Raw genomic sequence first — 22,535 nt, 5'->3', positions numbered from 1 at the left:
TGCTTGATCCGCTGTCGTGCAAGCGATCATGGCTTCAGCAGTTCCTGCTCCATAGCAGTGAGGAACGCCTGAATGTTGCTTTCATTGCGCCGGTAGAACGTCCACTGGCCATGGCGCTCAGAGACCACCAGGCCGGCCTGCTTCAGCACGCCCATATAGTTTGAGATCGTCGATTGCGACAATCCGGCCTTCTCCTGAATGTACGCAACACAGACGCCGTCCAGGTCGGCATGTTCTGGCAGAGAAGGCGGAAAATTCGACCTGTCTTTCAGCCATTCAAGAATTCGACGCCGCACGGGGTTGTTGAGGGCGGAGATAATGCTTTCAATATCCATAAATCAAGATATCTCGATATATCAATATGAGTCAATCGCTGTGTTTGATACTGCTTGCGTTGGGTTTCGGCAGGCTAGGGTCGCCGTTGTGGGTCGAATGGTGCCCAGCAGGTTATAGATGCAGCCGCCTTCTGAGCATGACAATAGCGCTCGCAGGTAACGCTGTCACCAGGATTGCGGATAAACCCTGCTCATGTACATAAGCTACATGGATGTAGTGAATGCAGCTTATGCAGGAGCAATAAGCTGCCCTGTACCCGCAGGATAAATACGTCCATGTTTCAGGCCGTTCCTGCGCACCCATGCGCCCACGGCATACCGTTCATCCTGAACATAAAAAAACCCTGCCGGAGCAGGGTTTTTGTCAGCTAGATGCCGGGGGCAATCAGGCTTCGACGGTCGCAATCACGCTGGAGGCGGATTTGACGTACTTTTCCATCTGATGGAAGTTCAGGTAGCGGTAGATGTCGCCGGACATGCTGTTGATACGCTGCGCGTACTCCATGTACTCGTCCACGCTTGGTAGCTTGCCGATAACCGCGGCGATGGATGCCAGCTCTGCCGATGCCAGGTAGACATTGGCGCCGTTACCCAGGCGGTTGGGGAAGTTACGCGTCGAGGTGGAGACAACGGTCGAGGCGTCCGCCACGCGTGCCTGGTTACCCATGCACAGCGAGCATCCCGGTGTTTCGATGCGGGCGCCCGCGCGGCCGAAGATGTTGTAGTAGCCTTCTTCGGTCAGCTGGGCGGCATCCATCTTGGTCGGCGGTGCAATCCACATGCGCGTCGGCAGGGACTGGCCCGCGCTTTCCAGCAGCTTGCCGGCGGCACGGAAGTGACCGATGTTGGTCATGCAGGAGCCGACGAAGACTTCGTCGATCTTCTGGCCAGCGACTTCAGACAGCAGGCGGGCATCGTCCGGATCGTTCGGCGCGCACAGGATGGGCTCCTTGATCTCGGCCAGGTCGATCTCGATGATTTCCGCGTATTCGGCGTCGGCATCGGCACGCATCTGGGTCGGGTTGGCGAGCCATTCTTCCATCGCCTTGATGCGACGGGAAATGGTGCGCACGTCGCCGTAGCCTTCAGCAATCATCCACTTGAGCATGACGATGTTGGACTGCAGGTACTCGGAAACCGAATCATCAGACAGGGTGATGGTGCAGCCGGCAGCGGAGCGTTCTGCAGAGGCGTCAGACAGCTCGAAAGCCTGCTCGACGGTCAGGTTCTCCAGACCTTCGATTTCCAGTACGCGGCCGGAGAAGGCGTTGATCTTGCCAGCCTTGGCAACGGTCAGCAGGCCCTGCTTGATGCCGTAGTACGGAATGGCGTGAACCAGGTCGCGCAGGGTGATGCCCGGCTGCATTTCGCCCTTGAAGCGCACCAGAATGGATTCCGGCATGTCCAGCGGCATAACGCCGGTGGCGGCGGCAAAGGCAACCAGGCCGGAACCGGCCGGGAAGGAAATGCCCAGCGGGAAGCGGGTGTGGGAGTCACCACCGGTGCCGACGGTATCCGGCAGCAGCATGCGGTTCAGCCAGGAGTGGATAACACCGTCGCCCGGGCGCAGGGATACGCCGCCGCGGTTCATGATGAAGTCCGGCAGGGTGTGGTGGGTGTTAACGTCAACCGGCTTGGGGTAAGCCGAGGTGTGGCAGAACGACTGCATGGTCAGGTCGGCGGAGAAGCCCAGGCACGCCAGGTCTTTCAGCTCGTCACGGGTCATGGGGCCCGTGGTGTCCTGGGAACCGACGGTGGTCATCTTCGGCTCGCAGTACATGCCAGGGCGTACGCCTTCCATGTTGCAGGCCTTGCCGACCATCTTCTGTGCCAGGGTGTAGCCTTTGCCGGTGTCAGCCGGCTGTTCCGGTGTGCGGAACAGGTCGGCCGGTGCCAGGCCCAGGGCCTGACGGGCACGGTCAGTCAGACCGCGGCCGATGATCAGCGGAATACGGCCGCCGGCGCGCACTTCGTCCAGCAGGACCTGGGTCTTGAGGCCGAAGCGGCAGAGTTCTTCGCCGGTATCGTGGTTCTTGACCACGCCTTCATAGGGGTAAACGTCGATCACGTCGCCCATGTTCAGCTTGTCGACCGGCATTTCGATCGGCAGGGCGCCGGCATCTTCCATGGTGTTGTAGAAGATGGGGGCGATCTTGTTGCCGAAGCAGTAACCGCCGGCGCGCTTGTTCGGCACGTGGGGGATGTCGTCACCGAAGAACCAGAGCACGGAGTTGGTGGCGGACTTGCGTGACGAACCGGTGCCGACCACATCGCCAACGTAGGCAACGGGGAAGCCCTTGGCCTTGATGGCTTCGATCTGGGGCAGCGGGCCGGTTTCGCCCTGCTTGACCGGCTCGATACCTTCGCGGGCCATTTTCAGCATGGCATTGGCATGCAGCGGGATGTCCGGGCGCGACCAGGCATCCGGGGCCGGTGACAGGTCATCGGTGTTGGTTTCGCCGGGTACCTTGAAGACGGATACGGTGATCTTTTCAGCGACTTCAGGCTTGCTGGTGAACCATTCGCCGTCTGCCCAGGACTGCAGTACCTGCTTGGCGAAGGCGTTGCCGGCTTCAGCCTTTTCCTGCACATCGTGGAAGGCATCAAACATCAGCAGGGTGTGGGACAGCGCCTTGGCGGCGGTAGCGCCCAGGGCTTCGTTGTCCAGGCAGGCGATCAGCGGCTGGATGTTGTAGCCACCGAGCATGGTGCCCAGCAGTTCGGTCGCCTTGGTAGCGTCGATCAGCGGAGAAGAGGCTTCTCCGGTGGTGATGGCGGCCAGGAAGCCGGCTTTAACATAGGCGGCCTGGTCAACACCTGCGGGTACACGATCACTGAGCAGGCTCAGCAGTGTTTCTTCTTCACCGGCAGGGGGGGCTTTAAGCAGTTCAATCAGGGCTGCGGTCTGTTCCGGATCCAGGGGCTTCGGCGGGATGCCTTCCTGGGCGCGTTCTTCTACATGTTTGCGATATGCTTCAAGCACGATATAGCCCTCATCAGTTGTCGCTTCTGCCAAGACCTTTGTAATGCGTCTCTATTGCGGCCTTGGCGGTGTGTCGACTCGCTTTCGATTGTTCATTGGCGGGCGCCATTTTAGCCTAAAGCGGGTCTCAAGTTAAGATGTGTCGACAATCCGGAGGCTGTAGCGAAGGCCGTAGCGAGGTGTCTTAATAGGTATGAATAATAATAAAAACAATAAGATACGTAGTATAGTTGCCAGCTTATGTTAAACATTTAGGCTGCTTATAGTGGGTGTCGAATAAACACACATCAATGACTTAGCGTCGTCGCAGGAGCGCTGGCGCCTAGCTGTCGTGGCCGCTGAAGGGCGGGTTGTGCCCGCTGCGCCGGCACGACGCAGCGGGCGTTGTGATCACTAAAGAACCTTGTCCAGTGCCTGTTCGAGGGCGGCAACGGTGCGCTCCGGGTTATGCAGCTTGTCCAGTCCGAAAAGGCCAAGGCGGAAGGTCTGGAAGTCTTCAGGCTCGTCGCACATCAGCGGTACGCCAGCGGCAATCTGCAGGCCTGCTGCCAGGAACTTGCTGCCGTTCTGCAGAGCGCTGTCGCGGGTATAGCTGACCACCACGCCCGGCGCCTGAAAGCCGGCTGCTGCAACACTGGCAAAGCCCTTGCGCTCCAGCAGCGCCCGCACGCGCAGGCCCAGTTCGATCTGTTCTTCCCGTACGTCCGCAAAACCGTACTCGCGGGTTTCCAGCATGACATCACGCAGGCGGGTGAGGGCGTCCGTCGGCATGGTGGCGTGGTAGGCATGGGCGCCGCCTTCGTAGGCTTCCATGATCTGCAGCCATTTGCGCAGATCACAGGCGAAGCTGCTGCTGGTGGTGGTGTCTATATGTTCCCGGGCCTTTTGGCTGAGCATCACCATGGCGCAGCAGGGAGAGCCGCTCCAGCCTTTCTGGGGCGCGCTGACCAGCACGTCCGCTCCGGTCGCCTGCATGTCGAGCCACAGGGTGCCGGAGGCGATGCAGTCGATCACCAGCAGGCCGCCGACCTCGTGCACGGCATCGGACAGGGCGCGAATATAGTCATCTGGCAGCAACATGCCGGAGGATGTCTCGACATGGGGGGAAAACACCAGCGCCGGTTTCTGGTCGTGGATGGCGGCCACAACCTCATCAATGGGGGCCGGTGCGAAGGGTGATTGCGGGGCTTTCTGGGTGGGCCTAGCCTTGAAAACCAGCGACTCGCACGGGATATTCCCCATTTCGAATATCTGGGTCCAGCGGTAGCTGAACCAGCCGTTGCGGATCACCAGGCATTTCTGCCCGCCGGCGAACTGGCGTGCAACCGCCTCCATGCCAAAGGTGCCGCTGCCAGGCACGATGATCGCTGAATGCGCGTTGTAGACGTCTTTGAGGGTGTCGGAGATATCTTTCATGACGCCCTGGAAGGCGCGGGACATGTGGTTCAGTGAGCGGTCCGTGTAGACCACCGAGTACTCAAGCAATCCCTCTGGATCAACATCGGGTAAAAGACCGGGCATGATTATCCTCCTTCACTAGGTAACGGCATCACAGGCTCGCCCGCGCCGCGCGGGGCGCAAAAGGCTGTTGAAAAACTGGCTGTCTCGCCAACGCCTTTCAGTAACCCGCCAGGGCTTTGGCGCTCAGTCTCGCTTATGTGTTCATGCACACAGGGGCGCTGATGCATGCAGCCTAGCAGATGCGACAGTGCCGAGTTTAGTACCAGATCGCGGCGGAAGCGGGGGCGACTGGTCAAATTTGTGCCGCGCCGGGTCCGTGCGGTTGCGACGTCTCGGGTTGACACTAGACCAATCGGTATGTTTAGATGCGCAACATACCAACCGGTATGCCTAGTACGAGTCCGGCAGTGTTGTGGTTATGCCGCTGACGTTGACCGACAGGCATCGGGCGGGTTCGAAAATGGCCAAACCTTGGATAGGGCTCAACATGAATTTGTCGAAATTCTTTATCGACCGGCCGGTCTTCGCCGGCGTGCTGTCGGTGCTGATTTTTCTTGCCGGTCTGCTGGCGGTCTTTCAGCTGCCGGTGTCCGAATACCCGGAGGTCACCCCTCCGTCGATCGTCGTAAGCGCCAGTTTTCCGGGTGCCAATCCCAAGGTGATCGCGGAAACCGTGGCGACGCCGCTGGAAGAGCAGATCAATGGTGTGGAGAACATGCTGTACCTGTACTCCCAGTCCACCACGGATGGCCGCATGACCCTGACGGTCACCTTCGAGATCGGCACGGACCCGGACCTGGCCCAGCAGCTGGTACAGAACCGGGTGTCCCAGGCATTGCCGCGCCTGCCCGAGGTGACGCGACAGCTCGGCGTGACAACGATCAAGAGCAACCCGGATCTCACCATGGTGGTGCATCTGACGTCGCCCAATGACCGCTACGACATGCTCTATCTGCGCAACTACGCGGTGCTGAACGTCAAGGATGAGCTGGCGCGCATTCGCGGTGTCGGCCAGGTGCGCCTGTTTGGTTCGGGTGACTACGCCATGCGGATCTGGCTCAACCCTGACAAGATTGCCGAGCGTAACCTGACCGCGACCGATGTCATTAATGCCGTGCGCGAGCAGAACGTGCAGGTGGCCGCCGGCATGATCGGTGGAGCACCCTACGCGGATGTGACCCAGCTGCAGTTGCCCGTTAATGCGCAGGGGCGACTGGAAAGCCCGGAGGCATTCAATAACATCATTATTCGTACCAGCAAGCAGGGTCAGGTTACGCGCCTGAGCGATGTGGCCTCGGTCGAGCTTGGCGCCTCCGAGTACGCCCTGCGCTCCCTGCTGAACAACAAGGAAGCGGTGGCAGTGCCGATCTTTGCCGCCCCCGGTGCCAATGCGCTGAATATCTCCCGCGACGTGCGGGCGACGATGGCCGAACTGAAGAAAACCTTCCCCGAGGGCGTCGATTTCGATGTGGTGTACGACCCGACGGTGTTCGTGAAGGGCTCGATCAATGCGGTTATCAAGACCCTGCTCGAAGCGGTGGCACTGGTGGTGCTGGTGGTCGTGGTGTTCCTGCAGTCCTGGCGCGCATCGGTGATTCCGCTGCTGGCGGTGCCGGTATCCATAGTCGGTACCTTTGCGCTGATGTACCTGTTCGGTTTTTCGATTAACGTCCTGACCCTGTTCGGCCTCATTCTGGCCATCGGTATCGTGGTGGATGATGCCATCATCGTGGTCGAAAACGTGGAACGTAATATTTCCGATGGCCTCTCGCCGCGCGAGGCAACCATCAAGGCCATGCGCGAAGTTACCGGCCCCATCGTGGCGACCACCCTGGTGCTGCTGGCCGTGTTCGTGCCCATTGCAATGATCAGCGGGCTCACCGGGCAGTTCTATCGCCAGTTCGCCCTGACCATTGCGATCTCGACGGTAATCTCGGCCATCAATTCCCTGACCCTGAGTCCCGCGCTGGCGCGCCTGCTGCTCAAGCCCGAAGGTGAATCAAAAGACTGGTTAAGCCGCCTGATGGAGCGCGTGTTCGGGCGTTTCTTTGGCCTGTTCAACCGCTTCTTCCGCCGTGCATCCGAGGGTTATGCCAATGGCGTTGGCGGTGTGGTGCGGCGCAAGGGGCTGGGCATGATGGCCTATGCGTTGCTGCTGGTTGCAACCTACGGAATCTTCCAGGCGGTACCAGCAGGTTTTGTACCGACCCAGGACAAGCAATACCTTGTGAGCTTTGCACAGTTGCCGGACGGTGCCACCCTGGATCGTACCGAGTCCGTCATTCGGGAAATGAGTGACCTGGCTCTCAAGACCCCCGGCGTTGCCAGTGCGGTTGCCTTCCCGGGTCTGTCGATCAATGGCTTCATCAACAGCCCCAGTGCCGGCATCGTGTTCGTAACACTGGAAGATTTCGACCAGCGCACGGACCCATCACTTTCTGCTTTTGGCATCAGCCAGCAACTGCAGCAGCAGTACAACGCGATCGAAGAGGGCTTTGTTGCCATATTCCCGCCGCCGCCGGTACCAGGGCTTGGGACGATTGGAGGTTTCAAGCTGCAGATAGAGGACCGTACCGACCAGGGTTACGAGGCGCTGCAGAAGGTGCTGGAGGACGTGCAGGCCAAGGCGCGCTCGGCACCGGAGCTGGCGGGCGTTTTTTCCAGCTACAAGATCAATGTGCCGCAGCTCTACGCCGACCTGGATCGCACCCGGGCCAAGCAGTTGGGACTGAATATCAGCGAAGTCTTCGACAGCATGCAGACCTACCTTGGGTCTATTTATATCAATGATTTCAATCAGTTCGGGCGTACATACCAGGTTATTGCGCAGGCCGACAAGGAGTTCCGGGACTCGCCAGAGGATATTCTTCGCCTCAAAGTGCGCAACAGTGAGGGTGAAATGGTGCCCCTGGGTTCGATTGTGCGCCTCAGTGAAACCTTCGGGCCTGAAGCCGCTCAGCGCTACAACGCCTTTCGGGCCGCAGACCTGAACGGCAGTGCGGCACCCGGGTATTCGTCCGGGCAGGCGCAGGATGCGATGACGCGTATCCTCGAGGAAACGCTGCCTGCGGGCATGAAGTACGAGTGGACGGAGTTGACCTATCAGCAGATGCTCGCCGGCGACACCACCACCCTGGTGATTCCGCTGGTCATCCTGCTGGTGTTCCTGGTACTGGCGGCGCAGTACGAAAGCCTGCTGCTGCCGCTGTCCATCGTGCTGATCATCCCCATGAGCATGCTGTCGGCGCTGGTGGGTGTCTGGCTCAGTGGGGGAGACAATAACATCTTTACCCAGATCAGCCTGTTCGTGCTGATGGGGCTGGCAACCAAAAATGCCATTTTGATTGTTGAGTTTGCCCGCGAGCTTGAGCACCAGGGGCGCAGTGTCATTGCCGCTGCCGTTGAGGCCAGCCGCCTGCGCCTGAGGCCGATATTGATGACGTCCTTTGCCTTTATCATGGGTGTTTTGCCCATGGCGGTGTCGACGGGGGCCGGAGCCGAGATGCGCAATGCCATGGGTATCGCGGTGTTCGCCGGGATGCTGGGGGTTACCCTCTTTGGCCTGGTTCTGACGCCGGTGTTCTATGTGCTGCTGCGCAGTATCAGGGTGCGCCGTGCGGCCAGTATCCCGCAGCAGCAGGCCAGCTAACGCAGCAGGCCGGCGCTACCCTGTAGCCGCCGGTCGTAAAACCCTGCGCTGCTTGTGGGCATACCGGTTGGTTTGTTATAGTTCAGACTCATAATAAGGAGTCGGGAGGCACGTATCGCTATGCGCAAGCAAACGGATACCCGCGAAAAGCTGCTTTGTACTGCGATGAGCCTGATTTGGCAAAGCAATTACACCAGTGTGGGTGTGAACGAAATCTGCAAGCAGGCCGGGGTAACCAAGGGCAGCTTCTATCATTACTTCGATACCAAGGCCGACCTGTACTACGCTGCGGTGCAGCACGCCTGGGAGAACACGAAGCAGGAGCTCGAGCTGGTTTTCAACTCCGGTCTTGCCCCGCTTGAGCAGCTCGAATCCCTGGTGGGCATGATTCTCAATCATGCCCAGGTGAAAGAGGGCGACTGCAGTGCGGCGTCGAATCAGAAGGTCGTGGGCTGTCCGGTGTTTACCTCGGGTGGCCAGTGTGGCTGCGATGAAGAAAAGATCAGCCAGGTCGCGCAGGAAATGACGGAGCACAAGATCGCCTACGATGTCCGCCTTATCCAGAACCTCAAGGATGCGGGCTTGCTGAATGGCGACCCGGACCCCCTGCAGCTGGGTCGGTTGATGTATCAGTACGTCCAGGGGTTGCTGATCTATGGCCGTATCTACAACGACATCGAGCGGATCAAGGCGGATCTGCGCGATGGTATTTATCGCCTGGTCGACCTCAAGCAGGAGTACCGTGGGGTGGCCATGTCTGCACGGGCTGAAGTCGCCTAAGTTGTGACTGCCTTCCAGGGGTCTCGTTCTGAGGCCCTTTTTTGTAAGTACGCGTTTGGTTTGACAACGGGCTCGCGTTTGACGCTGCTCGTTTAGTCCCGGGTTATTTATACCGTTATCTTTCCTTGCTTCTTTGTTATCAATGGCGACTCCAGGCTTGACGCATACCAACCGGTATGTTTAACTTGCTTTCATATTAAACCGACCGGTATGTTTGTCGGTTATGAATGCACTGTTCGGAGGTGAACAATGGGTAACGGCAAGGGTAAAGGCAGGGGGCGTATTGCCCTCGTAATGACAACGGCCACCATGCTGGTCATCGGGGCCGCGGGCTTTGAGTACGTACAGCAATCCCATGCCGCCGGCGCCGAAGCACAGGCACAGCCGGTGGCGCCTGAGGTGCAAGTGGCCACCTTGCAACCTGAAACGGTGAATATCTGGAGTGAGTTTTCCGGCCGCCTTGAAGCGGTGGAAGAGGTCCAGATAAGGCCCAGGGTCAGCGGCACGCTCGATCAGGTTCTGTTTCGCGAAGGCAGCCTTGTGAAGGCGGGTGAACCCCTGTACGTGATTGATCCGCGCCCCTATGCGGCAGAGGTGGCCAGTGCCAAGGCGGCACTGGCTTCGGCCCGTTCGCGAGTCGAGTTTGCCCGGGTCGAGCTGGATCGGGTCAAGGGCCTGGAGTACCGCAAGGTGATTTCGAAAAGTCAGTTCGATTCGGTGAACAATGACTATCGCGTCGCCCAGGCGGATGTGAACGCCGCCGAAGCCGCGCTGGACATCGCCAGGCTCAATCTGGAATACGCCCATATCAAGGCGCCGACAAGCGGGCGTATCAGTCGCAGCGAAGTCACCCGCGGCAATCTGGTTGAAGGGGGCGCCAATGGCCCGGTACTTGCGACCATCGTGTCCAGTGACCGGCTCTACGCGGAATTCGATGTGGATGAGCAAACCTACCTGAATCTGGTGCGCAGTCGCAGTGATCAGCCACTGGCGGTGACGCTTAGCCTGACGGGTGATGAGGCGGTCTACCGGGGCGAGATGCATGCGTTCGATAACCGCCTGTCGACCCAGAGCGGTACCATCCGCGCCCGGGCGCTGTTCGATAACCCGGACGGTGCCCTGATTCCAGGCATGTTCGCCAGCGTGCGTATTGCCGCACCGGCGCAGACGCAGGCGCTGCTGGTGGAACAGCGTTCGCTGGGGACCAATCAGAATCAGAAGTATGTCTACGTCGTTGATGAAAACAACGTTGTGGCTTACCGGCCGGTAACGCTCGGTGCTGCGGTGGGCGAGCGGCGCCTGGTGATGCAGGGGCTCAACGCGGGTGATCGCGTCATGGTCAACAGCCTGTTGCGGGTGATGCCGGGTATGGCTGTCACGCCCGTGGATATTCATGCAAACGCACAGGCCGACAGCAGCGTCGCCTACCAGTATTAATTCAAGGTAAAGGAGTCAGGTTAATGAACGATCAGGTATTGGGTGTGGGCGATGCGGATTTCGCGCAACAGGTGTTGGCCAGTGAACTGCCGGTGGTTGTCGATTTCTGGGCACCCTGGTGCAAGCCCTGCCAGGACGTGGCGCCGGTCATTGCCAGCATGGCTGAGACATACGCCGGCAAGGTACGCTTTGTGAAGCTGAATGTTGATGAGAATCCCGAGATCACCTCGCAGATGGGCATCCGGGGTTTGCCGACGCTGATGTTGCTGCGTGACGGCGAAGTTGTGAATACCAAGGTGGGTGCACTGCCCGCAGCGCAGATTACCGCCTGGCTCGACAGCCGGCTGAACGGCTGAGGCGGTCACTTCTGGCTACGCTGATCCAGGCGGCTGGGGCGCACATCGGGCTATAAATGCCTGCTGGCGTCGACCTGTTCTGCGCCGGCCATCAGGCGTCGAAATTCGGCGCCTGGCAGGCGCAGCAAATTCTGGTGATCACCGGACTCGATATAAACCTCCGATTCGGCCAGCAGGTGGCGATCGATCAGGGTCTTGAGGCCGTAGGCGCTCCCGGTGGGCACCAGGGCGCCGGGGTCGCAATCCGTGAAAATGGCGCGCACTTCGGCTTCGGTCGCAAGCCCGACCGTTTCGCCGAGCAGCCGATGCAATTGTCCAAGCTGTACCCGGTGATCGGCGGGCAGCACCATCATGAGATAGCTGTCGTCCTGCCGCTTGAGCACCACAGACTTGGCCAGCAAATGGCCCGGCACCTGGGCGGCTTCTGCTATGCGGGCACTGGAGGGGCTGTGGCTATGGCTATGGTATTCGAACGCGATGGCGTAACGCTGCAGCTGTTCGTTAAGGGTCGTGGCGATTGGCATGGGTCTCTCCTGCACTCACCTGATAACTGAAGTCTAGTTCAGCTGTCGAGCTGCTGTCCGGCTTCAGGCTGGCCGCAGAACGAAAGCACCGGGCGCAAGCCCGGTGTGTTCAGGTAACTCCAGCGCGTGCCAGTGCGTGGATCCGTGCCCGAAAAAAAGCCAGAAAAGTCTGACAAAACTGACAGGCGCCAGGGGGAACGCTGGCGCCTGTTTCTGGCTGTATGCAGCACCGCGCAACGCAGCCTATGAATCGCGCAGCCTTGATCATGGCTGGAGCGGTTAAACCCCAGCTCAAGAACATCAGTCCCGGATCGAATGGTTAGCCCTGTGTTGCAGGGTCTTGATCATGGCCGCCTTGGGGTAGCCCAGTTTTCCCGATTTTCAGTCCCGGATTGAATGGTTGGCCCTGTGCTCCAGGGCCTTGATCATTGCCGCGGAGGGATTGCTCCAGTTCTTCAGTATCAGTCCCGGATCGAATGGTTGGCCATATGCTCCAGGGCCTTGATCATTGCCGAGTGATCCCAGTTTTCACCACCGAGCGCGGCGCAGGTGCTGAAGTTCTGCTGGGCGCTGGCGGTGTTGGGCAGGTTCAGCTTGAGCGCCCGGGCGCCTTCGAGGGCCAGGTTGAGATCCTTCTGGTGCAGGCAGATCTTGAAGCCAGGGTCAAAGGTGCCCTTGACCATGCGCTCGCCGTGCACTTCCAGAATCTTGGACGACGCAAAGCCGCCCATCAGGGCTTCGCGCACCTTGGCGGGATCCGCACCTGCCTTGGAGGCGAACAGCAGGGCTTCGGAGACGGCCTGGATGTTCAGCGCGACGATGATCTGGTTGGCCACCTTGGTGGTCTGGCCGTCGCCATTGCCGCCCACCAGGGTGATGTTCTTGCCCATGGCATCGAACAGCGGTTTGGCGCGCTCAAACGCCGCTTCGCTGCCGCCCACCATGATGGTCAGGGTCGCCGCCTTGGCGCCGACTTCACCGCCGGAGACCGGCGCATCAATGTACTCGGCGCCCGTTTCGTTTATGCGTGCGGCGAATGCCTTGGTGGCGATGGGGGAAATCGAACTCATGTCGATCACGACCTTGCCGGCAGCGGCCCCTTCGGCCACGCCATTGGCGCCGAACAGCACCTCTTCAACCTGGGGGGTGTCGGGCAGCATCAGGATGATGAACTCGCATGCTTCCGTTACCGCCCTGGGGCTGGGTAGCGCCGTGCCGTTGCTGCTCAGCAGATCGGCCGGCGCCCTGGAGTGATGCTCGGAAAAATAAAGACTGTGGCCTGCTTTCTGCAGGTTCTCTGCCATGGGCTTGCCCATGATGCCGGTGCCGATAAATCCTATACGTGCCATCTGTGTTCTCCTTTGGTTGCAGGGTCAGATCTGGTTGTAGGCCTTGAGCCAGCCAAGACCGGCTTCGGTGCTGGTGGCGGGCTTGTACTCACAGCCGATCCAGCCGTCGTACCCCAGAGTGTCGATGAAGTTGAACAGGAAGTCGTAGTTGATCTCGCCGGTACCCGGCTCATGCCGGCCCGGGTTGTCCGCCAGCTGGATATGGTTGATGGCGCCGAGGTTGGTCTCGATGGTGCGCGCCAGGTCACCTTCCATGATCTGCATGTGATAGATGTCGTACTGCAGGCTGAGGTTGCTGCTGCCGACTGCATCACGGATGGCCAGCGCCTGGGTGGTGGTATTGAGGAAAAACCCCGGGATGTCGCGGGTGTTGATCGCTTCCATCACCAGCCGGATACCGGCCTTTTCCAGTTCGGCGGCGGCGTATTTCAGGTTGGCAACAAAGGTGCGCTGGGCCTGCTCGGTACTGACACCGGCAGGCTGAATGCCGGCCAGGCAGTTGACCTGGCGGTTGCCCAGCACCTGGGCATAGTCGATGGCGCGCTGCACGCCGGCACAGAATTCCTCGGTGCGGTCGGGGTGGCAGGCGATACCGCGTTCGCCTGCATTCCAGTCACCGGCGGGGAGGTTGAACAGCACCTGGGTCAGGCCATTGGCGTCGAGCTTCGCCTTGATGTCCGTTGCGGCGAAGTCGTAGGGGAACAGGTACTCGACACCGCTAAAGCCCGCTCTGGCGGCGGCGTCAAAGCGCTCGAGAAAGTCGTGTTCAGTGAACAGCATGGACAGGTTGGCACACAGACGTGGCATGGAAATCTCCTGTTTTCGGGTCAGTCGCCGCCCCGGGGTCGCGACCGGGGCGGCGGTTGATGAATTGCTTTTTTTGCTGCCAATCAGGCCGGCAGCGGCTCGAACTCGTTGACGTTGTCGATCTCGGTGCCCATGGAGATGTTGGTAACACGCTCCAGGATGATCTCGACAACAACCGGTACCCGGTACTGTGCCTTGAGGCGCTTGGCTTCTTCAAGGGCGGCGCCGATCTCGTTTGGATCCCGCACCCGGATGGCCTTGCAGCCCAGGCCCTCGACCACAGCAACGTGATCAACGCCGTAGCCTTCCAGTTCCGGGGCGTTGATGTTGTCGAACGCCAGCTGTACGCAGTAGTCGATGTCGAAGTTGCGCTGTGCCTGGCGAATCAGCCCCAGGTAGGAATTGTTCACCAGTACGTGGATGTAGGGCAGGTTGAACTGCGCACCCACCGCCAGCTCCTCGATCATGAACTGGAAATCATAGTCGCCGGATATAGCGACAACGTCGCGGTCCGGGTTGGCTTTTACAACACCCAGTGCCGCAGGCGCTGTCCAGCCCAGCGGGCCTGCCTGGCCGGCATTGATCCAGTTGCGCGGCTTGTACACGTGCAGGAACTGGGCGGCGGCGATCTGGGACAGGCCGATGGTGGTGACATAGCAGGTGTCCTCGCCAAAGGCGGCATTCATCTCGGCATAGACGCGCTGCGGCTTGACCGGCACAGTGTCAAAGTCGCTGCGTCGCAACATCGTCTGCTTGCGCTCCAGGCAATCCGCCGCCCAGGCCGAGCGATCCTTGAGGCGGCCTGCCGCCTTCCATTCTTGCGCCACTTCGACAAACAGATCCAGTGCGCTGCCGGCGTCCGATACTATCCCCAGGTCCGGCGTAAAGACGCGGCCAATCTGGGTCGGCTCTATGTCCACATGTACGAAGGTGCGGTCCCGGGTGTAGACGTCAACCGAGCCGGTGTGACGGTTGGCCCAGCGGTTGCCGATACCCAGTACAAAGTCGGATTCCAGCAGGGTGGCGTTGCCGTAGCGGTGCGAGGTCTGCAGTCCAACCATGCCGGCCATCAGGGGATGGTCATCGCTGATAGTACCCCAGCCCATCAGGGTCGGGATGACCGGTACACCGATGATTTCGGCGAACTCGACCAGCTTGTCGGAGGCATCGGCATTGATGATGCCGCCGCCGGCCACCAGCAACGGCTGTTCCGAGGCATTGAGCATTTCCAGGGCGCGTTCCACCTGCTTGCGGCTGGCCGCAGGCTTGTAGGCACCCAGCGACTCATACATTTCGGGGTCGAACTCGATTTCCGCCATCTGCACGTCAAACGGCAGATCGATCAGTACCGGGCCCGGGCGGCCGGAGCGCATCAGGTGAAAGGCCTTCTGGAATACCTGTGGTACCAGGCCGGGTTCCAGCACGGTGGTGGCCCACTTGGTGACCGGCTTGGCAATGGACTCGATGTCCACCGCCTGGAAGTCTTCCTTGTGCAAGCGTGCCCGCGGCGCCTGGCCGGTGATGCACAGCATGGCGATGGAATCGGCCGAGGCGGAATAGAGGCCGGTAATCATGTCGGTACCGGCGGGGCCGGAGGTGCCAATGCAGACACCGATATTGCCCGGCGCGCTGCGGGTGTAACCCTCGGCCATGTGGGAGGCGCCTTCGACATGGCGCGCCAGGACATGGTCGATACCGCCGATCTTCTTCATGGCCGCATACATCGGGTTGATCGCTGCACCCGGAACGCCAAAAGCGGTGTCAACGCCTTCGATTTTCAGAATCTCTATTGCCGCTTCAATTGCTCTCATCTTCGCCATGCTGATGGCCTCCCAGGTCAGGTGGTAATTCCGGATCGGATGGCGCGGGGTCGATCAGGCCCTTGCAGGGCAAGGTGCTGTCATCGTTTGAGCCGCGCTGATGGAGCCAGTAAAACAGTAATGGAAGTCTATATCAATATCGTTGGAAGTGATTTCCATAATACGGAATTTATATCTTCTGGTTTATTCCTGTCCTGAATATGTAAAAACTATTTGTTATCAATTAGTTAAATAACAGTGATGGTTTTTATAAGGTTGTTATAAGAATCCCATCAGGTAGTAATCGTTTTCTAAAATGTTTTTCTTATAGGTTGGCCGCTGAACACCTCGGCATGCCTGGCACGACAGCGCCCGGTCGCCCAGCGGAGGCTGTGAGATGGGGCTGGGTGGAGCGCAGCAAGGCGAAGGGCAGGCGGCCGGGGCGGCGAAAGGGCTGGCACAACGGCTTTGATCCAACGAGGTTGCTGAAGCCAGTGTGTGTCAGGCGTGCTTCAGCGGCAGGGGCCGCGCGCGCAGTGTGAAGGCGTGTGTTGCGGTGAAGTGCCAGGCGCTGTGCCGGCTCAGGCGTCGGTGTTGGCCAGGGCTGAGCGAATGATGTTCTTTTCCTGCTGCTCGATCTGGCGCAGCGCGTCACTGACGTGGCGAACATGGGCCATGGCGGCTTTCTGTGCCCACTGGGCCTGGCGGCTGATGATGGCGTGGTAGATCTGGCGATGGTGCTTGTCGATCTGCTGCTTGAGGGCAGTGCGGTGGCTGAGGTTCAGCACCGAGGCCTGCACCGAATAGAGCATCAGGTTTTTCAGGCTGTTGAGAATATGCACCAGCACCGGATTGTGGGCAGCGTCGGTGATGGCACGGTGAAAAGCATGGTCCAGGTCGGCATTGGTGAGCGGGTCGGCCGACTCCATGGCTTCGAATGCCTGGGTGATGCGGTACTGGTCCTTCTCGGTGGCGCGCTCTGCGGCGAGAAAGGCGGCCTGGCCTTCAAGTTGCTCGCGCACCTCAAACAGGTCATAGAGGGTGCGGGCGTGGCCGAAGTACAGATTCATCAGTGGCCCCGAGTCTTCCGGCTGCGAGACGATGCTGGACACAAAAGATCCTTTGCCATGGCGGGTTTCGATAATGCCGCGGCCGTGCAGTTCATGCAGGGCTTCGCGAATGATTGCACGGGAAACCCCGAGTTTCGTAGCCAGTGCCCGCTCGGACGGCATTTTCTGTTCCGGTGCCAGGGTGCCATCCAGAATCAGTTCTTCCAGGTGGCGTGCGATCGACTGAGCAATGGGGGGAGCCTTGTTTTTCATCGGGTATCCACTGGTTGGACCAGTTATCTTCGGGTGTATTTGACAGTCACAGTTTTTCGGTGACAAGCCCATATACTATCGATGATTGGGGCTTTTGCGTCCATATTGGGCTGAAACAAACTGGTCTGACCAGTTGTGATTTGGCTGGACGCGACTCGAGGCGACTGGGACATTTCACTACAGAGGCCACTCCTTGGGTAACCATCGAGCAGTTGCTGGCGCGCGAAGCGAGATCAAGTCAGCCGGCGTTGGCTGGATACCGAGATTACTGTTTTGCTTTTGAGTAAAGATCAGGCTTGAGAGACCGAGCATGTACATTGTTTTTATACCGTTATCTAAATTGATGTCCCTTTTCCCATAGAAGGGGATTGCCGGCAACCGTTGCCCGGCATGACCCAAGTGAGCAGCGATCATGACCAACAGAATCAAGACCGGTGGGCTGAAGGTATCGGCCGACCTCTACGCGCTGGTTGCCAGCGATATTGCACCTGGCACGGGCATAGATCCCGAACATTTCTGGGCCGGATTCGAAACCCTGCTGGACGACCTTGGGCCGCAGAACCGGCGCCTGCTGGACCGGCGTAATCAGCTACAGCATCAGATTGACGACTGGCACTGTACCTACCGCAGCCGCAATGGCAGAAAACCCGTTGACTTGGGGCAGTACCATGCATTCCTGCGTGAGATTGGCTATCTGGTGCCCGAAGGCGAGGCGTTCAGTATCACAACGGAGAACGTTGATGACGAGATCGCGCGGGTGGCAGGTCCCCAACTGGTTGTGCCCGTCAGCAACGCCCGCTTTGCCCTCAATGCCGCCAATGCCCGCTGGGGCAGCCTCTACGATGCACTCTATGGCACCGATGCCATCGATGAATCCGAGGGGGGCGAGAAAGGCGCAAGGTTCAATCCAGAACGTGCGGCCCGCGTCATCACCTGGGCGGCAGATTTTTTGGATCAGGCGGTACCGCTTGCCAGTGGCAGCCATGCCAAGGTCACGGAGTATGTGCTGGTAGAAGATGCAGGCTGTACACGCCTGGCTGTCACCATTGGCAGCGGCGATGTTACCGCATTGGCGGATCCACAGCAGTTCGCGGGCTTTGGCACTGCCGAGGATGGCGCCAGGACGATACTGTTGCGAAACAATGGGTTACACATAGAACTGCAGCTGGATGCTGAGCACGCTATCGGCGCCCTGTCGACCTCGGGCTTGAAGGATGTGGTACTGGAGTCGGCGCTGAGCACCATCATGGATTGTGAGGATTCGGTCGCTGCGGTTGATGCACAGGACAAGGTGGGCGTCTATCGCAACTGGCTCGGGCTGATGAAAGGCACGCTGGAAGAAACCTTCAGCAAGGCTGGCGAGGTTGTTACCCGGCGCCTTAACAGCGATCGCTGCTACCGCACGCCTGCGGGCGAGGGACTGCGTCTGCACGGCCGCAGCCTGCTGCTGGTGCGCAACGTCGGTCACCTCATGACCACCGATGCGGTGCTGGACCGGGATAACCAGCCGGTGCCAGAAGGCTTTCTTGATGCGGCGATCACCGGCCTCTGTGCGCTGCATGATCTGCGCGGTGCCCGCGCCGGGCGCAACAGCCGTGCCGGCAGTCTTTACATCGTCAAGCCCAAGATGCACGGCCCTGAAGAGGCGGCATTGACCAACGCGCTCTTCGGTCGCGTTGAACAGCTGCTGGGCCTGGCAGCCAATACGCTTAAAGTCGGCGTCATGGACGAGGAACGCCGTACCTCGGCCAACCTGGCCGAGTGTATCCGTGCGGTGCGCGAGCGGCTTTTCTTTATCAATACCGGTTTCCTGGATCGCACCGGTGATGAGATCCACACCAGCATGCAGGCGGGCCCGGTGCTGCCCAAGGATGCCATCAAGGCGCAGCCCTGGATCAGCGCCTACGAAGACCGCAATGTCGATATCGGTCTGGCCTGCGGCCTGCGCGGCCGGGCCCAGATCGGCAAGGGCATGTGGGCCATGCCCGATGAAATGAAACAGATGCTCGATGCCAAGGTTGCACACCCCAAGGCCGGTGCGAGCTGCGCCTGGGTGCCGTCCCCCACGGCGGCGACCCTGCATGTGACGCACTATCATCAGGTGAACGTGGCGCAGCGCCAGCAGGAACTGCAGGGCCGCAGTCGTGCAGAACTCGCTGCCCTGCTGACGCCGCCATTGCTGGGGGATCTAGGTCTCACGCCGCAGCAGATCCAGGCCGAAGTGGACAACAATGTGCAGGGCATTCTGGGGTATGTGGTGCGCTGGGTAGGCCAGGGTATCGGTTGCTCCAAGGTGGCGGATATTCACAATGTCGGCCTGATGGAGGATCGTGCGACCCTGCGGATTTCCAGCCAGCATCTGGCCAACTGGCTGCTGCATGGCATCTGTACCGATGATCAGGTACTGGATACCCTCAAGCGCATGGCGGTGGTGGTGGATACACAAAACGCGGCGGATCCGGCTTACCAGCGCATGGCGCCGGATCTGGATAACAGCGTTGCCTTTCAGGCCGCCTGTGACCTGATCTTCAAGGGCTGCGCGCAGCCCAGCGGCTATACCGAACCGCTGCTGCAGCTGCGCCGGCGTGAGCAAAAAGCGCTGCAGGCCAGCACCTGGCAGGCTAACGTGAAGCATCACGCCAGCAGGTAACAGACAAACCGAACCTGTTGACTACAGGTTGAACAACAGGGCAGGGGGCGCGCAGGCGTTCCTGCCGGATACCCTTTAAGGAGCTGAACCATGTTAACCATCAATCGACTCGACCAGGCCGATGCCCGTCTGCTGATAGAAGGCGCAGCGGCCAGGGCCACTGAAATCGGTGTGCCCATGTGTATCGCCATTACCGACGAGTCCGGCAACCTGCTGGCGTTCGAGCGCATGGACGGCGGCAAGGTCACCAGCATTACCGTGGCTCAGGACAAGTCCTTTACTGCCAGTGCGGCACGCAAGGCCACCCACGAATACAACGCCGCCTGTGTGCCAGGCAACCTGGTGTTCGGCATCCATACGGCGCTCGGCGGACGGCTGTGCGTGGTGGGTGGCGGCCTGCCGGTGATGGTCGATGGCGAGGTTGTGGGCGGCATCGGCCTGAGCTCCGGTACGCCGGCGCAGGACATGGACTGCGCCCAGGCCGGCATCGACCATTTTATGCGCAGTCGAGCCTGAGCCCACCCTCAAACCCAGCTGTGGAGTGCCCTGATGACTGATACAGCTAAACCCGGCAAGGCAGAACTGGCCGCCCTGTTCCGGGACTTTATTGATCCCCAATATGTCATTGACGACGCCGAAACCCAGCGGCCTTACGAGTGCGACGGCCTGTCGATGTACTGCGAAATGCCGCTGATCGTGGTGCTGCCCGAAACCGTTGAGCAGGTACAGCAGGTGCTGCGTATCTGTCATCGCCACGCGATTCCCGTGGTCGCACGTGGCGCCGGCACCGGCCTGTGCGCAGGTGCCATGCCCCACGCCGAGGGCGTGGTGCTGTCGCTCGCCAAGTTCAATCGCATTCTTGATATTGACCCGCTGGCGCGCACCGCCCGCGTGCAGCCCGGCGTGCGCAATCTGGCCATTACCGAAGCGGCGGCAAAACACGGCCTGTACTACGGGCCAGATCCGTCGTCCCAGATCGCCTGCACCATTGGCGGCAATGTGGCGGAAAACTCCGGGGGTGTGCATTGCCTCAAGTATGGCCTCACGGTGCACAACATCCTCAGTGTGCAGATGCTCAGTGTCGACGGAGAGGTACTGAATATCGGCAGCCAGGGACTGGACAGTTGCGGTATGGATCTGCTGGCGCTGATCACCGGTTCCGAGGGCCTGCTGGGTATCGTTACGCAGGTGACGGTCAAGCTGTTGCCCCAGCCTGAAAAGGCCCAGGTGGTGATGGCGGCCTTTGACAGCGTACAGCAGGCCGGTGATGCGGTCGGTGGCATTATTTCCCGCGGCATTATTCCAGGCGGCCTCGAGATGATGGATACCCATGCCATCAGCGCGGCGGAGGACTTCGCCAAGGCAGGCTACCCCAAGGGTGCCCAGGCATTGCTGTTGTGTGAAGTGGATGGTACCGCCGAGGAAGTGCAGGAGCATATTGCCCAGGTGGAGGCGCTGTTTGCCTCCTTTGGTGCGACCTCCGTGCGCACCTCGCAAAGTGAAGCGGAGCGGGCGCTGCTGTGGAAGGGGCGCAAGTCGGCCTTTCCGGCGGTGGGGCGCATTTCGCCGGATTACTACTGCATGGACGGCACCATTCCCCGCGGCCAGCTGGCCCATGTGCTGACCGAGATGCAGCGCATGTCGGATGAATATCAACTGCGCGTGGCCAACGTGTTTCATGCCGGGGACGGCAACTTGCATCCGCTGATCCTGTTCGATGCCAATGTGCCGGGCGAGTTTGAAAAAACCGAGGAATTCGGCGGCCGCATACTGGAGCTCTGTGTCCAGGTCGGTGGCTGCATAACCGGCGAACACGGTGTGGGCATCGAAAAGATCCGCCAGATGCCGATCCAGTTCAATGAACAGGAACTGCTGCAGTTCAACGCCATCAAGCGTGCCTTCGATCCGGCCGGCACCCTCAATCCCGGCAAGGGCGTGCCAACACTGCGTCACTGCCAGGAACACCGGGCGCTGGAAAACAGGCCCATGCCCGCATCTACATCCACCAAGGGAGCAGCCTGATATGGCGGATATAGCGACTCGCCTGCAGCAGCAGATTCTGTCTGCCCGGGACGCAGGCACCCCACTGAATATCATCGGTGGCAACAGCAAGGCTTTTATGGGACGCACCGCGACGGGTGAGCCACTGAACATCGGTGATCACAGCGGCATCGTCAGCTACCAGCCGGTGGAACTGGTGCTGACCGCCCGCGCCGGCACGCCCCTGACCGAGCTGGTGGCCGCGCTGGACGAGCATGACCAGATGCTGTCTTTTGAACCGCCGCGTTTTGGCGGCAGCTCGACCCTGGGCGGTACCCTGGCCTGTAACCAGTCCGGTCCCGGGCGGCCCTGGTGGAGCTCGGTACGCGACCAGGTGCTGGGCATCCGGCTGCTCAATGGGCGTGGCGAGCATCTGCGCTTTGGCGGCCAGGTGATGAAGAACGTCGCCGGCTACGATGTGTCGCGGTTGCAGGCGGGCGCCATGGGCAGCCTGGGCCTGATCACCGAAGTCAGTCTCAAGGTGCTGCCCAAACCCGCGGTTACCCGCACCCTGGTGTTCGATGTGTCACCAAGTGATGCCATTGAGCTGATGAATCGCCGCGCTGCCGAACCCAAGCCACTGTCGGCGGCCTGCTGGCTCGATAACCGTCTCTACCTGCGCCTCAGTGGTGCCCAGGCAGCGGTGGATGCCACGCTGCAGCAATGGCAGGGCCGTGAACTTGAAGATGACGTGCGTTTCTGGGCGGCCCTGCGGGACCAGACGCTGGCGTTCTTCGACGGTGACATGCCCTTGTGGCGCTTCTCGGTCAGCCCCACGGCGCCCAATCCGGACTTGCCCGGCGACTGGCTGATCGACTGGGGTGGCGCCCAGCGCTGGTACCGTGGCGACGCCAGCATGGTGCAGATGCAGCCACTGGCAGAGGCCGCGGGTGGGCAGGTGAGCCTGTTCCGCGGTGGGGACCGCCAGGCTGAGGTGATGCATCCACAACCTGCGGCCCTGCAGACCCTTCAACAACGGCTCAAGCAGTCTTTCGACCCGGATGGGGTATTCAATCCCGGCCGTCTTTACAGCTGGTTGTAAC

At 60.2% G+C, this 22,535-nt stretch carries 16 protein-coding genes; 8 read left to right on the top strand and 8 right to left on the bottom strand.

What is annotated here, in order from left to right; genetic code table 11:
• Window positions 1–26: 26 nt before the first annotated feature.
• The 3 genes from KDW95_RS06220 to KDW95_RS06210 form a co-directional block, all read right to left on the bottom strand.
• Window positions 27–335: an ArsR/SmtB family transcription factor gene (locus KDW95_RS06220; RefSeq protein ID WP_255855419.1), complete on the bottom strand. Its 309-nt coding sequence runs from the start codon at window positions 333–335 to the stop codon at window positions 27–29.
• A gap of 385 nt (window positions 336–720) precedes the next feature.
• Window positions 721–3,318, bottom strand: a complete 2,598-nt coding sequence (acnB, locus tag KDW95_RS06215) for a bifunctional aconitate hydratase 2/2-methylisocitrate dehydratase (RefSeq protein ID WP_255855418.1) — start codon at window positions 3,316–3,318, stop codon at window positions 721–723.
• 393 nt (window positions 3,319–3,711) lie between these two features.
• The gene (locus KDW95_RS06210; RefSeq protein WP_255855417.1) at window positions 3,712–4,839 is read right to left on the bottom strand and encodes an aminotransferase class V-fold PLP-dependent enzyme; all 1,128 of its coding nucleotides are present in this window, start codon (window positions 4,837–4,839) and stop codon (window positions 3,712–3,714) included.
• A 427-nt stretch (window positions 4,840–5,266) separates the two neighbouring features.
• Between KDW95_RS06210 and KDW95_RS06205 the strand changes: the two genes are divergently transcribed.
• From KDW95_RS06205 to trxA, 4 genes are all read left to right on the top strand, one after another.
• Window positions 5,267–8,428 (top strand): efflux RND transporter permease subunit, encoded by a 3,162-nt coding sequence (locus tag KDW95_RS06205; protein WP_255855416.1) that lies wholly within the window; start codon window positions 5,267–5,269, stop codon window positions 8,426–8,428.
• 120 nt (window positions 8,429–8,548) lie between these two features.
• Complete coding sequence (locus KDW95_RS06200; protein WP_255855415.1) at window positions 8,549–9,208, top strand: TetR/AcrR family transcriptional regulator; 660 nt, start codon at window positions 8,549–8,551, stop codon at window positions 9,206–9,208.
• 249 nt (window positions 9,209–9,457) lie between these two features.
• Complete coding sequence (locus KDW95_RS06195; protein WP_255855414.1) at window positions 9,458–10,645, top strand: efflux RND transporter periplasmic adaptor subunit; 1,188 nt, start codon at window positions 9,458–9,460, stop codon at window positions 10,643–10,645.
• Window positions 10,646–10,668: 23 nt separating this feature from the next.
• Window positions 10,669–11,001 (top strand): thioredoxin, encoded by a 333-nt coding sequence (trxA, locus tag KDW95_RS06190; RefSeq protein WP_255855413.1) that lies wholly within the window; start codon window positions 10,669–10,671, stop codon window positions 10,999–11,001.
• 50 nt (window positions 11,002–11,051) lie between these two features.
• On the opposite strand, the gene KDW95_RS06185 is transcribed toward trxA, so the two are convergent.
• From KDW95_RS06185 to KDW95_RS06165, 5 genes are all read right to left on the bottom strand, one after another.
• A complete protein-coding gene (locus KDW95_RS06185; RefSeq protein ID WP_255855412.1) occupies window positions 11,052–11,525 on the bottom strand; it encodes an aminoacyl-tRNA deacylase in 474 nt (157 codons plus the stop codon).
• 461 nt (window positions 11,526–11,986) lie between these two features.
• Complete coding sequence (locus KDW95_RS06180) at window positions 11,987–12,874, bottom strand: 2-hydroxy-3-oxopropionate reductase (protein ID WP_255855411.1); 888 nt, start codon at window positions 12,872–12,874, stop codon at window positions 11,987–11,989.
• 24 nt (window positions 12,875–12,898) lie between these two features.
• Entirely contained in the window at window positions 12,899–13,681 is a 783-nt protein-coding gene (gene hyi / locus KDW95_RS06175) for a hydroxypyruvate isomerase (RefSeq protein WP_255855410.1), read from the bottom strand.
• 83 nt (window positions 13,682–13,764) lie between these two features.
• A complete protein-coding gene (gene gcl, locus KDW95_RS06170) occupies window positions 13,765–15,501 on the bottom strand; it encodes a glyoxylate carboligase (protein ID WP_255855409.1) in 1,737 nt (578 codons plus the stop codon).
• Window positions 15,502–16,061: 560 nt separating this feature from the next.
• Window positions 16,062–16,802, bottom strand: coding sequence for an FCD domain-containing protein (locus KDW95_RS06165; RefSeq protein WP_255855408.1), 741 nt, complete (start codon window positions 16,800–16,802; stop codon window positions 16,062–16,064).
• A gap of 412 nt (window positions 16,803–17,214) precedes the next feature.
• Between KDW95_RS06165 and KDW95_RS06160 the strand changes: the two genes are divergently transcribed.
• The 4 genes from KDW95_RS06160 (at window position 17,215) to glcE (ending at window position 22,534) form a co-directional block, all read left to right on the top strand.
• On the top strand, window positions 17,215–19,452 hold the full coding sequence (locus KDW95_RS06160) for a malate synthase G (RefSeq protein ID WP_255855407.1): 2,238 nt from the start codon (window positions 17,215–17,217) through the stop codon (window positions 19,450–19,452).
• Between the two features lie 90 nt (window positions 19,453–19,542).
• Window positions 19,543–19,968 carry a GlcG/HbpS family heme-binding protein gene (locus KDW95_RS06155; protein WP_255855406.1) on the top strand — a complete coding sequence of 142 codons (426 nt, stop codon included), beginning with the start codon at window positions 19,543–19,545 and terminating at the stop codon, window positions 19,966–19,968.
• Window positions 19,969–20,001: 33 nt separating this feature from the next.
• The gene (locus tag KDW95_RS06150; RefSeq protein WP_255855405.1) at window positions 20,002–21,474 is read left to right on the top strand and encodes an FAD-linked oxidase C-terminal domain-containing protein; all 1,473 of its coding nucleotides are present in this window, start codon (window positions 20,002–20,004) and stop codon (window positions 21,472–21,474) included.
• A gap of 1 nt (window position 21,475) precedes the next feature.
• Window positions 21,476–22,534: a glycolate oxidase subunit GlcE gene (gene glcE / locus KDW95_RS06145; RefSeq protein WP_255855404.1), complete on the top strand. Its 1,059-nt coding sequence runs from the start codon at window positions 21,476–21,478 to the stop codon at window positions 22,532–22,534.
• Window position 22,535: the final 1 nt, after the last annotated feature.

Origin of the sequence: Marinobacterium rhizophilum (assembly GCF_024397915.1) — a bacterium.
Lineage (GTDB): Bacteria > Pseudomonadota > Gammaproteobacteria > Pseudomonadales > Balneatricaceae > Marinobacterium_A > Marinobacterium_A rhizophilum_A.
This window is presented reverse-complemented; position numbering and strand designations above follow the sequence as displayed.

What these genes read in the sequence shown, in the direction of transcription:
- KDW95_RS06195 (WP_255855414.1), top strand. Translation starts at nt 9,458, where the DNA reads ATGGGTAACGGCAAGGGTAAAGGCAGGGGGCGTATTGCCCTCGTAATG.
- KDW95_RS06160 (WP_255855407.1), top strand. Translation starts at nt 17,215, where the DNA reads ATGACCAACAGAATCAAGACCGGTGGGCTGAAGGTATCGGCCGACCTC.
- gcl (WP_255855409.1), bottom strand. Translation starts at nt 15,501, where the DNA reads ATGGCGAAGATGAGAGCAATTGAAGCGGCAATAGAGATTCTGAAAATC.
- KDW95_RS06200 (WP_255855415.1), top strand. Translation starts at nt 8,549, where the DNA reads ATGCGCAAGCAAACGGATACCCGCGAAAAGCTGCTTTGTACTGCGATG.
- KDW95_RS06185 (WP_255855412.1), bottom strand. Translation starts at nt 11,525, where the DNA reads ATGCCAATCGCCACGACCCTTAACGAACAGCTGCAGCGTTACGCCATC.
- glcE (WP_255855404.1), top strand. Translation starts at nt 21,476, where the DNA reads ATGGCGGATATAGCGACTCGCCTGCAGCAGCAGATTCTGTCTGCCCGG.
- KDW95_RS06205 (WP_255855416.1), top strand. Translation starts at nt 5,267, where the DNA reads ATGAATTTGTCGAAATTCTTTATCGACCGGCCGGTCTTCGCCGGCGTG.
- hyi (WP_255855410.1), bottom strand. Translation starts at nt 13,681, where the DNA reads ATGCCACGTCTGTGTGCCAACCTGTCCATGCTGTTCACTGAACACGAC.
- trxA (WP_255855413.1), top strand. Translation starts at nt 10,669, where the DNA reads ATGAACGATCAGGTATTGGGTGTGGGCGATGCGGATTTCGCGCAACAG.
- KDW95_RS06155 (WP_255855406.1), top strand. Translation starts at nt 19,543, where the DNA reads ATGTTAACCATCAATCGACTCGACCAGGCCGATGCCCGTCTGCTGATA.
- KDW95_RS06210 (WP_255855417.1), bottom strand. Translation starts at nt 4,839, where the DNA reads ATGCCCGGTCTTTTACCCGATGTTGATCCAGAGGGATTGCTTGAGTAC.
- KDW95_RS06220 (WP_255855419.1), bottom strand. Translation starts at nt 335, where the DNA reads ATGGATATTGAAAGCATTATCTCCGCCCTCAACAACCCCGTGCGGCGT.
- KDW95_RS06180 (WP_255855411.1), bottom strand. Translation starts at nt 12,874, where the DNA reads ATGGCACGTATAGGATTTATCGGCACCGGCATCATGGGCAAGCCCATG.
- KDW95_RS06150 (WP_255855405.1), top strand. Translation starts at nt 20,002, where the DNA reads ATGACTGATACAGCTAAACCCGGCAAGGCAGAACTGGCCGCCCTGTTC.
- KDW95_RS06165 (WP_255855408.1), bottom strand. Translation starts at nt 16,802, where the DNA reads ATGAAAAACAAGGCTCCCCCCATTGCTCAGTCGATCGCACGCCACCTG.